Origin of the sequence: Dictyobacter aurantiacus (genome assembly GCF_003967515.1) — a bacterium.
GTDB lineage: Bacteria > Chloroflexota > Ktedonobacteria > Ktedonobacterales > Ktedonobacteraceae > Dictyobacter > Dictyobacter aurantiacus.
Genome location: NZ_BIFQ01000001.1, coordinates 2,873,854 through 2,886,564 on the forward strand (window position 1 = coordinate 2,873,854; position 12,711 = coordinate 2,886,564).

Annotated in this window: 9 protein-coding genes; 7 read left to right on the forward strand and 2 right to left on the reverse strand. The window is 53.0% G+C overall.

Features of this window, described 5'->3' with window-relative positions:
* The first annotated feature begins 266 nt into the window (after positions 1-266).
* The 5 genes from KTT_RS11580 (at position 267) to KTT_RS11600 (ending at position 7,309) form a co-directional block, all read left to right on the forward strand.
* Complete coding sequence (locus KTT_RS11580; RefSeq protein WP_126596121.1) at positions 267-743, forward strand: Hsp20/alpha crystallin family protein; 477 nt, start codon at positions 267-269, stop codon at positions 741-743.
* 30 nt (positions 744-773) lie between these two features.
* Positions 774-3,635, forward strand: a complete 2,862-nt coding sequence (gene lon, locus KTT_RS11585; protein WP_235845677.1) for an endopeptidase La — start codon at positions 774-776, stop codon at positions 3,633-3,635.
* A 168-nt stretch (positions 3,636-3,803) separates the two neighbouring features.
* On the forward strand, positions 3,804-4,358 hold the full coding sequence (locus KTT_RS11590) for an RNA polymerase sigma factor (RefSeq protein ID WP_126596122.1): 555 nt from the start codon (positions 3,804-3,806) through the stop codon (positions 4,356-4,358).
* Positions 4,359-4,363: 5 nt separating this feature from the next.
* Positions 4,364-5,965, forward strand: a complete 1,602-nt coding sequence (locus tag KTT_RS11595; RefSeq protein ID WP_126596123.1) for a WD40 repeat domain-containing protein — start codon at positions 4,364-4,366, stop codon at positions 5,963-5,965.
* 165 nt (positions 5,966-6,130) lie between these two features.
* Positions 6,131-7,309 (forward strand): mannosyltransferase family protein, encoded by a 1,179-nt coding sequence (locus KTT_RS11600; RefSeq protein WP_160145804.1) that lies wholly within the window; start codon positions 6,131-6,133, stop codon positions 7,307-7,309.
* A 91-nt stretch (positions 7,310-7,400) separates the two neighbouring features.
* On the opposite strand, the gene radC is transcribed toward KTT_RS11600, so the two are convergent.
* Complete coding sequence (radC, locus tag KTT_RS11605; RefSeq protein WP_126599552.1) at positions 7,401-8,108, reverse strand: RadC family protein; 708 nt, start codon at positions 8,106-8,108, stop codon at positions 7,401-7,403.
* Between the two features lie 315 nt (positions 8,109-8,423).
* Here radC and KTT_RS11610 point away from each other — a divergent pair, with 315 nt between their 5' ends.
* Together KTT_RS11610 and KTT_RS11615 are read left to right on the forward strand one after the other, a co-directional pair.
* The gene (locus tag KTT_RS11610) at positions 8,424-9,389 is read left to right on the forward strand and encodes an acetamidase/formamidase family protein (RefSeq protein WP_126596125.1); all 966 of its coding nucleotides are present in this window, start codon (positions 8,424-8,426) and stop codon (positions 9,387-9,389) included.
* Positions 9,390-9,789: 400 nt separating this feature from the next.
* Positions 9,790-11,223, forward strand: a complete 1,434-nt coding sequence (locus KTT_RS11615) for an APC family permease (RefSeq protein ID WP_126596126.1) — start codon at positions 9,790-9,792, stop codon at positions 11,221-11,223.
* Positions 11,224-11,507: 284 nt separating this feature from the next.
* Here KTT_RS11615 and KTT_RS11620 read toward each other — a convergent pair whose 3' ends face one another.
* Positions 11,508-12,674, reverse strand: a complete 1,167-nt coding sequence (locus tag KTT_RS11620) for a hypothetical protein (protein ID WP_126596127.1) — start codon at positions 12,672-12,674, stop codon at positions 11,508-11,510.
* Between the last annotated feature and the right edge of the window lie 37 nt (positions 12,675-12,711).

Consider the following 12,711-nt stretch of genomic DNA (forward strand, 5'->3'; position numbering starts at 1 on the left):
GCCTCGGGAGAGAAGGATCTCCCTCTCGGGTAGAGCACAACATCTTTTATTGTAGCGTCGATTAGGCAAAAGGTAGCAGGCATTCAGTATGCGGTGCATGGAATAAATGCCTGTCCTTTTGCCTTTTTCTATAGAGATACACGTCCCCTTCTTCCAGCGTTTGTGCTTGTGGTGATATGGTATACAAGCAAGTTTCTTCGTTCATTATATAGGTAAGTAGAGGCCGTGTGCCATCCCTTTTGATTTGTGTGATAGGGGGAAATGCTATGCGCATGCGCTATCGGTATGTGACCTATCGGTCCCGTGAAGGGTCACAAAAGCAACTGGAGCAGCATTATCGTCAACTTCTCAATGACGCGCTTCGCCAGGGCCAGCAGTCGATCCTGCAGCAGTCTACGACATGGTGCCCTTCGGCCGATATTCTTGAGTCAGCCGATCTGATCCGGGTGAAGATCGAGCTCGCTGGCATGCAAGAAGAAAATATTGAAGTGACCCTGTACGAAAATGCGCTGGTTGTCAGTGGTGAGCGTCGCGACATTCACGAGGCTCGTGAAGGCTTGAGCTATCAAGAAGCACAGATTCGCTATGGCCCCTTCCGGCTAGAAGTATTTATTCCCCGACCCATCAATCAAGATGCGGTTACGGCCCGTTATGAGAATGGCATGCTCTTTGTTGATTTACCAAAGGTGTCTGCTAAAAAGGTGGAGCAGGTGCGCATTCAGGGTGCCGTGAAACAAGAGTAGCATTATTCGAAATATGTAGAGAAGAATTTTATGGAAAAGATTACAAATCAGCATGCGGCAGATCCGCAAGAGGATGTGATGCAACAGGCAAACTCACATAATGTGGATGAGCTTCTTGAGAATCAGCCTATCGCTGCGGATGCATTTGAAGATGTGCCTGCCAGCGATGCCGACGCTGATCAGGAGCAAATTCCCTCTTCCTCAGAGGAGGATGAGGTGTCGGAGCCTTCATCGCCTTCTGATGACGATCCTTCTGATGAGAAGGCGCCTGATGAGACGACTACTACTTCGACTGATACAAACGAACCCGCTTCCGAAGGTGAGTTCGGTGAGCTACCAGCGCACGGAGAAGATGAGGAGCGCTTACATATTCCTGAGGTGTTGCCCATCCTGCCTTTAAAGGATACGGTGATCTATCCCTTCTCCGTCCAGCCTTTCTCGGTTGGGCAGGAACGCTATATTCGTTTGATTGATGATGTGATGCGTGGCAATCGTATGGTGGTGCTGGTGGCCCAGAAGTCGCCGGATATCGATCATGCGGGTCCGGATGACATCTATCGCGTCGGTACGGTCTCACGCGTCGGTCGTATGTTCAGGATGCCCGATGGGACGGTGCAGATCGCCGTTCAGGGCCTGGAGCGCGTGACTATCGATGAGTTCACGCAGGAGAAGCCGTACCTGCAGGCTCGTGTGACGGCCAAACCCGATATCCAGGAGGATGATACCGAGACCGAGGCGATCAAACGCAATGTGATTAGCTACTTCCAGCGTCTGGTCGCCCTGGTACAGAATGTGCCGGAGGGGGTGGCCGCGGCAACCTTGAATCTGGAGGAGCCGCGCCAGGTTGTCTACGTGATCGCGACCTTTGTGCAGATGGATATGGAGTTGCGCCAGAAGCTGCTTGAGATCGATTCTGTACATGAGAAACTGAGCCAGCTGAGTACTTTCCTGGCCCATGAGCTGGAAATCCTGGAGCTGGGAAAGAAGATTCAGAATAGCGCCCAGGAAGAGATGGGAAAGGTTCAGCGAGAATACCTGCTGCGCGAACAGCTGAAGGCCATTCAGCGGGAACTGGGCGAGGAGAGCGAGGAGCAGGCGACCGTTAATGAGCTGCGGCGCAAAATTGAAGAGGCGAAGATGCCCGAGGAGGCCTATAAAGAGGCCAACCGCGAGCTGTCGCGCCTTGAGAAGCTGCCAACGGTCTCGCCCGAATACAGCATTATCCGTACCTACGTTGAGCTGCTGGCGTCGCTGCCCTGGAATAAAGGTACCGCTACCGAGATCGATGTTCCTCATGCCCGCGAAGTGCTGGATGAGGATCATTATGATCTGCAGAAGATTAAAGAGCGCATCCTGGAGTACCTGGCGGTACGCCGCCTGAAAGAGGATCGCCTGTCGGAGGAGATGGCGCACGAGCGTGAGCTTGATGGTGAGAGGGAAGGGGTCGAGGTCGAAAAGCTTGTGCCCACGCAGCCGCTGAAGGACCAGGAGGCGGCCCGTCCTCTGCATCGTGAGCCTATCCTGTGCTTCGTTGGCCCGCCGGGAGTTGGTAAAACTTCGCTGGGACAGTCGATCGCCCGGGCGCTGGGCCGTAAGTTCGCGCGTATGTCGCTGGGCGGCATCCGCGATGAGGCTGAGATTCGCGGCCATCGCCGTACCTATATCGGTGCCATGCCAGGACGTATCATCCAGACCCTACGTCGCGTCGAGGCCAATGATCCGGTGATTATGCTGGATGAGGTGGATAAAGTCGGTGCCGATTGGCGCGGTGATCCGTCGTCCGCGCTGCTTGAGGTGCTGGACCCCGAGCAGAATTTCAATTTCCGCGATAACTACCTGGACCTGCCCTTTGACCTGTCACGGGTGATGTTTATCGCTACCGCCAACGCGCTGGAACCGATTCCCGCCCCGTTGCGCGACCGTATGGAGATTCTGGAGCTGTCCGGCTATACCGAGGAGCAGAAGCTGCATATCGCTCGCAACTACCTGCTTTCCAAGCAGCGCGAGTCTAACGGCTTGAAGCCGGATGAATTGACGATTGACGATGATGCGATTCGCCGCCTGATTCGCGATTATACACGCGAGGCCGGTGTGCGTAATCTGGAGCGCCAGGTGGGCTCGCTGTGCCGTAAGGTGGCGCGCCAGGTCTCCGAAGGCCTGCCAACCCCGGTACACGTTACCGCGGATAAGGTGACCGAGTACCTGGGCCGCCAGCGTTTCTTCGATGAGGCGGCCGAGCGCATCGACCGTCCCGGTATTGCCACGGGCATGGCCTGGACCTCGGTGGGTGGCGAGATCATGTTTATCGAAGCGGCGACTATGCCGGGCAAAGAGGAGCGCCTGATCCTGACAGGCCAGTTGGGTGACGTGATGAAAGAGTCTGCCATCGCTGCTCTGAGCTATGTGCGCTCCAATGCGGCCGCCCTGGGACTGCCCAGGAACGTGTTCGAGGGCCAGAACGTGCATATCCACGTCCCGGCTGGAGCTATTCCTAAGGATGGACCCTCGGCCGGTGTGACGATGGTGACGGTGCTGGTCTCACTGGCCAGTGGCCGTAAAGTGCGTTCGGATGTAGCCATGACCGGCGAGATTACCCTGCGCGGTAAGGTCATGCCGATTGGCGGCGTCAAAGAAAAGGTGCTGGCGGCTTACCGCTCCGGCATCCGCTCGGTGATCCTACCTGCCAAAAACGAGGCCGAGTTCATGGAGGATATCCCCAACGAACTGCGCGAGCAGATGCACTTCACCTTTGCCAGCGACATTCGTCAGGTCCTCGATACCGCCCTGGTCCCTGAGGATGAGGAGAAGGCCTCCGCCAACGGCGACGGCCGCCATCGCAAACGCAAGTCCGAAAAAGGCGAGAAAGGCGAGAAAGCTATCGCCAAGGCATAATAGTGAATAACGAGAAGGGGGCCGGGCGCGTCTGCGTTCGGCCCCCTTCTTGTTGTTCACCGGCTCTTCCAACCAGATGGGTATATTGGTCGGCAAAATTGTCACACGTAGACGCTTCGGGCTGATTACTAAGGTGAGATCTCAAAAATGTGCTGAAAGGAACGTCTGATGTATCAACCCGACAGCCCTCCTCTACCGGAAGGAATCGATTTTGATCTATTGTACCGCACGCATGCGCGGACCGTCTTGCGCTATCTTATGTCGCGTGTGGCGCTCAAAGAAGATGCGGAGGATCTTTTAATTGAGGTCTTCCTTGCCTCTTTTCGGAATCTGAAGAGACCGCAGATGAGCCATGCTGAGCAGCAGGCATGGTTATTGCGTGTCGCTCGTAATAAATTGGCTGACCACTATCATCGCGGTCATCCTGAGGAGAAACCTCTTCTCATCGAGGATGTGTTCGAGACGTTGACGGAGGAAGATATTTCTCAGCTACCGGAGCCATCGACCTTACGTCAGGAAGACCATCTGCATCTGATGAAGCATGTCAGAAAGCTTAATGACCTCCAACAAGAAATATTACGCCTGCGGTTTGGCTATGGTATGTCTTCTGCTGACATTGGCCAGAGACTCAACAAAAACGCCACGACTATTCGCGCAACTCTATCCCGTACCTTGAATAAACTGCGTGTAATTTATGAAAAACTCGAAAAACAGGAGCTGTAGAAGGAATGAACACACCAAAGAACACCTTTCGTCCTGAAGACATTGACGCTGATATTGATCAGCTATTAAAAACACGCCATCAGAGGGATCATGTTTCGCACCCAAAGGCTCGCCTGGTCTCTGAAATGAAGGATCTTTATGCGCGGGAGCGCTATGAGGATGAATCCCAGATATTAGATCGAGCCTGGGAACAACTCTCTCAACAGATACAGCGCCCGTTAGCTAAGATGGCTGAATCACCGGAGCAGTATCAGAGACGGAGGGAATTTAATCAGCCAATTGTTCTCAAGAGCACACAAAAGAGCGCTACAAAACGCCGTCTGATGCAGGTAGGATTAGGGTTGGTTGCCGCGTTTGTTCTGGTGAGTACCATGGTTATGTTCACTGTGGCGCAGCAACATAGGATGGGTGTCGCGAGCAACCATTCGACCCCCGCGGCGAATCATACAACCAGCCCATCTGGAAATAATGCATCGCAGGGACATGTGATCTTTCGTTCCCAAAGTGCAGATGGCGAGGCCTGGGTGAATTGGCCGGCCGCTGGACCGCGTCTGATAGAGGTGGTAACGAGGCAGAATACCATATTTGGCGGGACCATGAAAATAGTGGATGCGAAGACAAATCAAACGTACGCGAGTATTCCCCTGGACTCAGATGAACAGGTGAATATGCCTGGCTCCTGGTCGCCGGTGGACGATATGGTCGCTATTGCAACTAATAAGAGGGTTATTATCGTCAACGGCCAGACAGGGCAGATCATGACGAGTCATTGGTCATCAACACTCGCGTTCACGACTCCAGAAAAGCCCACAGTAGCTCTCAGCTCGATGGCGATCCCTTTAAGCTATAGCAGCACACAATCTCATCTCCGGGCTCTCGCATCAGCATCTTCGTTTCGCGGTATCGCCTGGTCACCTGACGGCAAATCAATTGCCTCTTCCTATAGTTCAGGTGCTGCGCAGGGAAATAGCCCGTCGGCAATAGACGTTTGGAATCCTACGACAGGCATTGTTTCTAATTCTTTTCATACGGATCCAGGTTGGAGTGTGGCTGAAATTTCCTGGTCTTCTGATGGAAAGTATATCGCTGCCAACATGTCAAAGGGTCTGACACAAAATCAGGTGGTCGTGTGGAATGCCAAAACGCGGCAGATTGTGTTTCAACATGCGGTTAGCCAGGAGCTTTCAGGTTCTAGCTGGCAGCCCGGCACGCACAATCTGGCTTTTTCCCTACTGGTGCGAGGAAATTTCGAAGGCGATGTGATGAATGTATGGAATATCGATGCCAAAGCATTGCTGAAAACATTTCCTGGTGTAACGGCCAGCGAAATGGCCTGGTCACCCAATGGGAATGAGATTGCGTACAATACTATGATCGGCGGTGGTAAAACAGACGTAGTGGCAATTTTGAATATCAAGGACGGCCAAAAAAGCTCCACCTATCAGGCGTCAGCTCCATCCCAGCATATCATTAATATTGCTTCGATTACCTGGTCACCCGATGGCAAATATATTCTGACCTGTGAGACGACGACGTCAGTCCCTAGCGGGAACGGTCCTCAACCACCACGGATACCATCACATAGTGTCGTGGTCTGGGAGCCCTAAACCTGTCTATCTCTTTTCCTTCGTAACCCCTATGTTATTCCACTCATGTGAGAATTGAATGGAACAGCATAGGGGTTACACCTCCAAAAACTTTTCGTTTCCTCAATGTACATATCTGCATCTGTCTCGAAAATGCCTGTTTCTCTAGAAGAAAGGAACATGACAATGGCAAGCGTAAAGGCTGCGCTGAAAGAAGCTGGTTGGACTTTTGTTATTAGCCGTATTGTCATCATGATGTTATCATTTCTCGTTGTCAGTATAATACCATCGAGAGGAAGCCTCTCTGCTGCTAATTGCTTTACATCGCCACGCAGTTGCGTCTTCGGATGGTTGCACTTCGATGTTCTCTCTTACATCTATATCGCGGTCTCTGGATATGGTACCGAAACGTCAACCGCTTTTTTTCCGCTCTGGCCTTTGCTCTTGCATGTCGTCGGGGCACCACTAGGGCCATCAGTGCATCTCTACTATCTTATAGGTATAGTTCTGGCCAATATATTGTTTTATCTCTCGCTCGTGCTCCTTTACCTTCTTACGGTTGAATTGTTTGATCACACAATTGCCAGGAAAGCCCTCATCTATCTTGCCTTTGCTCCATATGCCCTATTTTTCTTTATTGGTTATACGGAATCCCTCTTTTTAGTTCTGTGTCTGGCAACATTTTTCTGTTTACAGCGAGCAGCAAAATATGGAAACCTCGTCTACTGGTGGTCTGCTGGGCTTTGCGGTTTGCTTGCAGCCTTAACACGCTCACAAGGTTTTCTCCTGAGCGTACCTTTCATTGTCGTTTTCGCACAACGGTATCTGGTAGCAAGCAAAATCCAGCTCACCGCCTGGCGTGAAAAGATGATGGCTTTGCTTCCTATTCTCTTGATACCGCTCGGAGTTCTTATCTACATGGGCTATCTCTGGTATGCCAAAGGAGATCCTCTCCTTTTTAGCAAGGCTGAAGCCGTCGATTGGAACCGCGCTTTTAGATATCCCTGGGTGGGAATCCACGATGCACTGCATGCGCTCTTTGTACCTGGCCCCCTGCAAATTTCAAACGCGATAAATATCTCCAGTTTCTTCGTTTCCGCTATTATTCTTGGGAGCAACTGGAAACGCTTACCTTTACACTATGCTCTTTTTGCAATGGTGCTCATAATTTTTCCACTTTGTTATCCTATTGGAACAATCGATGCACTATCTGCTATTCCGCGCTATATGCTCATTGTGTTTCCCGTTGTGATTATCAGTGCTAGCTGGAAACAGCAGCGGTTAGCCACATTGTGTCTGGCAGTATCACTGGCGCTCTTTACCTTCAATGTCATGTTGTTCATCTGTCACTATTGGGTCGCTTAAGGACAACGTTGTCGTGTACCATATCAGGCAAAGAGGAGAACTGGTAAGATGGAAAACGACCCACCGCAAACGTGGTGGGCCGTTTTCCATCTTACCAGTTCAGTTTCTCCTTCAGACTGATGTAGAGCGGATTACCGATGATGATGTGATCGAGGAGTTCGATATCCAGCAACTTTCCGGCTTCAGCTAGCTGATAGGTTACCTCGATATCCTCTTCTGACGGCGTGGGATCGCCGCTGGGATGGTTGTGGCTGACGATGATGCGGGGGCTGTTACGGGTGATGGCTGGACGCATGATCTCCGCGATGCGCAGTACCGAGCTGTTGACGGTCCCCTTGTAGCGCTTGACACATTCGATGACCTGATTTTTGGTGTCTAGCAAGAGAATATGCATCTCCTCGTGATCCAGATACATCAGCTCCATGCGCACCAGGCGGGCGGCGTCATCGGCCGAGCGGATCTGATAGCGTTTCTCGGTTTGCAGGACGCTCAGGCGCTTGCCGATCTCCAGCGCGGCCTTCAACTGACTGGCTTTCGCGGGTCCAAGACCATGCTGAGAACCGAGTTCATGCAGGTCGGCGCTGACCAGGCCGGCCAGCCCTCCATACCGGGTGATCAGTTTGTTGGCGACCTCAATCACATTTTCGCGCTGGGTGCCGGTGCGCAGGATAATAGCCAGCAGTTCGGCTGTGGTGAGCATCTCAGCCCCGTGCTTCTGTAGGCGCTCGCGCGGACGCTCGTCGAGCGGCATGTCGTGTACGGTGGCATGATAGGCTGGTTTGATGATGGACAATGGCATAGGAATCTCAGGATCGCTGGTGGGCGCGGGTATATCTGTAAGCATAGCTTCCATATCATTATTTAAGACAGTACTATCAATCATAAGTCTTTATGTTGCTCCTTATCAAATGCTGGCAGGTTGCTATACATAATTGCTGTTGCTGACCTGACAATACAATACCTGTGCCTCCACTGTAAATAGGCAAAATAAGAAGCAAGCGGTATTCATACACATTGCTTTTTGGCTGAGAATCGGGTACGCTTCAGGCAAGCAACGGGTGTATGCTTGCAAAGAACGACGGGGACCGAGCAGAAAGGATCGCTCTAAAAAGTTATGACACATACGCATAATTCTGGAAGAACCATTCATGTGCACCGCGACCAGTGGCACCTGGCCTGGGATAACAGTATTGAGCCTATCGGTAGAATTCAATCTGGTGAAATCGTGGAATTTGATCTGCTGGATTCGGCGGGCGGACAGATTGGTCCCGCGAGTACCGTTGAGGCGATCAAAACTCTGGATTTTTCGCGCGTTGACCAGGTGAATGGGCCGATCTATGTTGAGGGGGCTGAACCCGGCGATACGCTGGAAGTTGAGATCGTCGACCTTCAACCGGCGAACTGGGGCTGGACCGCGATCATCCCTGGCTTTGGCCTGCTGGCCGATGAGTTTTCGGAGCCGGCTTTGAAGATCTGGAAGATCGAGGGGGGCGCCGATGGCTGGGCCGAGTTTTTGCCCGGTATCCGCATCCCCATGGCTCCTTTCTGCGGAGAGATTGGCCTGGCTCCTGGCGCGCCCGGCGCCCTGTCGACGATTCCACCGTATCGCCACGGCGGCAATATGGATACCAAACATCTGACGAAAGGTGCGCGCCTGTATTTGCCGATTGAGACTTCCGGCGCCCTCTATTCAATGGGTGATGGACATGCCGCGCAGGGCGACGGCGAGGTGTGCGGTACAGCCATTGAGGCTCCCATGCACGCTACGGTGCGCCTGACGGTGCGTAAGGATCTGCAGGTGCCACAGCCCCAGTTCTTGACCGCTGGCCCCCTGGCCACGCGCACCAATACCGCCCCCTACTATGCCACCGATGGCATCGGGCCAGATCTGGTTGAGGCTACGCGCAGCGCCGTGCGGCACATGATCGAACACCTGCAGCGCACCTATCATCTCTCACGTGAAGATGCCTATATGCTCTGTAGCGTCGCGGTCGACCTGAAGCTCTGTGAAGTCGTAGACATGCCTAACTGGCTCGTCGGTGCCTTCCTGCCTTTGAGCATCTTCTCTAAAAATTCCTGATCTTAAATAGTGGATGGTTCACATGTTTTCAGCAAGGGCAGACGCTGAAAACATGTGAACCATCCACTATTTTATTGCCAGCTTGATTGCAGAGCTAAATTATTGTATGCTTGTGTTATTCCCCTTCGTAGAGCTACAGATCATCAGCAACCAACGGTGGTACGTTGTATGCATTTACTATAGTAATGATGCGATGTGCTTGCATTGTTGTATCTAATTCAAGCAATGCAGCATAACATTATTGCGATATAAAGGGGCCACTTAAAAGATAGCTACTTTATACACGTATCGAAAAGCCAAATGATCATCGGGCTAGTGCTTACCATTTTTTCTCGAAACGTGGGAACGTGCTATCTTTTGTCGGAATTGTTATTCTTGTGTTCTGTGAGAAGGAGCTATTATGTCTACCGAAACTTCTTCCCCGCCTGAACAAGGCCAGTTACGTGCGAACACGATTGGGTTGCCTGGAGTGCTGTTCCAGTCCATTACTACGATGGCTCCGGCATCCGCTGTTGCCTTTAGCCTCGGAGCGGCCATTCCCTTTACGGGAAGTGCTCTTCCGCTGGCCGTTATTATCGCTCTTATCGTTTGTTGTTTTATTGCGTTGAGCATTGGTTCGCTGGCTAAATATCTACCGTCAGCAGGTGGCTATTTTACGTATGTGAGCGAATCTCTTGGCATGCCACTCGGTTGGCTGACTGGCTGGATGTTTGATCTGGCATATCTACTGATCGTGCCGTTCCAACTGCTGGTTCTGGGGCCGGTGGCGGATTCATTTGTGGGTAGCGTCTTTAACCTTCACCTGGGCTGGCCTGTCTGGGCCTTGATCTTCGCGGCGATCGTCTTCGGTCTGACCTTCTTTGGTATTAAGATCTCGGCTGATACGGGCATCGTCCTTGGCGTAATAGAGATCGTTGTGTTTACGCTGCTCTCAATCTGGCTGATTGCTACCTCTAACAATAATACCCTGGCGGTGTTCAATCCCGCCTCTAGCTTGCAATCAGGACTGGGAGGCTGGCAGGGCGTGTTCTTTGGCATGATCTTTGTGCTGCTGGCCTTCGCCGGCTTTGAATCTTCGGCCCCGCTGGCGGAAGAGGCTCGGAATCCACGCCGTACGGTGCCGCGTGCCATTGTGCTGGCCGCTATCTGTATCGGTATCTTTTATGTGTTCTGCTCGTACGCGGGTGTTGTCGGCTGGGGACCTGCTAAGATCGGGGCATATAGCGGCGATCCAGACCCCTGGGGGACGATGGCGACGCGTGTGTGGGGACCATTCCACATTATTGTCATCCTGGCGATCTTGAATAGCGCGCTGGGCAATGCTAATGCCGGTGTGAATGCGGCCTCTCGCATGCTCTATGCTATGGGCCGTACCAGGTCTTTGCCACCAATTCTGGCCCACCTGAACAAGGCCAGCGTTCCTGATGTAGCCATCATCTTTACCACCATTGTCGCGGTTATCTTCTCGCTTCTGCCCGGCTTCGCCTATGGCACCACCACCGGCTTTGCCTTCCTGGGGGCTGTGCTGACCCTGCCGATTATCCTGGTCTACCTGGCCACCTGCATATCGGTCCCCTTCTTCTACCTGCGCCGGCACCGTGAAGAGTTTAACGTCCTGCGTCACGTTATCGTTCCTGGTATCCCATTTCTTATTCTCTTAGTCGTGCTCTACTTCCAGTTCTCGCCGCTACCGGCGGCCCCTTTAAATCTGGCTGGCCCCATCGTCGGCATCTGGCTTCTGATCGGCATCGCCATCATCTTCCTGCAGACCCGTCGCTCACCCGACGCGCTCCAGGCCAGCAGCAAAGCCTATGTCGAAGATGCCGAAATCTAGCTAGAAAATTCGCCTATAGTTGATCCAGCACCATACCGAATCAGTTGTGTGCTTTTAAGTAAGGGTTGCCATTTTTTTGCAAAGATGGTAACCCCTATTTTTCTGCCTCTGGTTATTTCTTCAGATCTCAAAAGATGCAATCCTTGCTTTCAGTCATCACAGAGAAAACGGGCCAGCCTCTGTACGATTTACGGTAACACCTCGTAGGTGTCGGGCTTGCCCCGACTTTGTCGCGAAGCGACCCTGTACCCGGGCGTGTACGTTCCGCCGCAGATATTCCTTCCTCAATTGAGGGTGGTGGTGCCGGTCAGGAGCAGGCTGTCGGGTGCTACGCAGCTGATCCGGGCTGTGGACCCCATGCTTGCCGAGGTCAGGGTGAGATTGTTGCCTGCTATGTTTCCGATCTTGTCATTGAGCGCCTGTTCTATCTGCTGATTGTAGTTGTCGGCCGGGAAGGTGAAAATCAGCACGTTGAGCGTGGTCTTGTCGACGTGGAACTGCAGCTTGCCATCCGCGACCTGTGGCTCCATGATTGTGGTGGCGGTCCCTAGCTTGAGCATGGGGGTGCCAAACACCAGGCTGATAATGTCGGCGGTGACGACCAGCTTACCATTTTGCGTGCTGAGCTGGATGTTTTTTGCCTCCATGCTGCTGTTGAGGGAGAGCGTCCCTACACCGCCGGCGACCGTGTTGAGGGAGCTAAATGGTACCTCAACATAGACTGGAACAGCCTGCTGATCGATGGGACTGGCAGCTGCGCCTGGCATGGTCATGCTCAGGGGTACTGTGTCCATGGCTGGCGTGTTACCGCTGTGCGCCTGCTGGTATGAACCATGGAGACTGCCCTGGGCTTGAGTGCCTGTTTGCGGAATCTGCAGCCCCAGATCTAGATTGGCGTCGCCACAGGTAGTGGTGGTCTGCACGCTGGTGAGCTTCCCTATCGGCACGTGCAGGGTGGTCAGGGGACCCGTGATGAGCGCCGGGCTACCGGGCAGGGCCTGTCCGTTAACCTGGATGGTTGAGTCATTGAGGATGCTGAAGGTGACGAGCATGTGGCTATTGATTGGTTTAGGATCGCCGGGATAGAGACTGAGCCTGATGCCTGTGTTGAATCCACCAGCCTGGGGTGTTAGATCGGTCAGGGTCGCCGCTGGCTGGATCAGCGCGTTGGCGATCTGCCCGATCCAGCCCTGATCGCCCGCCGGTGCGCTGTGCACGATGCCGTTGATGGTGCTGGCGCTGAGGTGCGGTACCTGCTGGTTAATCGTATTCTGGAAGCGCTGGCGCAGCACATCCCCGGTCAAAAAGACGCGCGCGTCGAGCATCCCGGCTTCTTTTGTCTGCTGCGTCTCTCGTGTGGAGGCATCTACAGGCGCCGCCATACCAATCAGGATCAAGCTGATGAGCAGTATCCAGCTGATCTGTATGGCGCGTCTAAACCTTCTTGTCATCTCTCGATCCTCGATCCTTACTTCTACTTTTTTCCCT

Bases quoted from the DNA above. Each gene is read 5' to 3' on its own strand.
- lon (WP_235845677.1), top strand. From the start codon at position 774: ATGGAAAAGATTACAAATCAGCATGCGGCAGATCCGCAAGAGGATGTG.
- KTT_RS11615 (WP_126596126.1), top strand. From the start codon at position 9,790: ATGTCTACCGAAACTTCTTCCCCGCCTGAACAAGGCCAGTTACGTGCG.
- KTT_RS11610 (WP_126596125.1), top strand. From the start codon at position 8,424: ATGACACATACGCATAATTCTGGAAGAACCATTCATGTGCACCGCGAC.
- KTT_RS11600 (WP_160145804.1), top strand. From the start codon at position 6,131: ATGGCAAGCGTAAAGGCTGCGCTGAAAGAAGCTGGTTGGACTTTTGTT.
- KTT_RS11620 (WP_126596127.1), bottom strand. From the start codon at position 12,674: ATGACAAGAAGGTTTAGACGCGCCATACAGATCAGCTGGATACTGCTC.
- KTT_RS11590 (WP_126596122.1), top strand. From the start codon at position 3,804: ATGTATCAACCCGACAGCCCTCCTCTACCGGAAGGAATCGATTTTGAT.
- radC (WP_126599552.1), bottom strand. From the start codon at position 8,108: ATGCCATTGTCCATCATCAAACCAGCCTATCATGCCACCGTACACGAC.
- KTT_RS11595 (WP_126596123.1), top strand. From the start codon at position 4,364: ATGAACACACCAAAGAACACCTTTCGTCCTGAAGACATTGACGCTGAT.
- KTT_RS11580 (WP_126596121.1), top strand. From the start codon at position 267: ATGCGCATGCGCTATCGGTATGTGACCTATCGGTCCCGTGAAGGGTCA.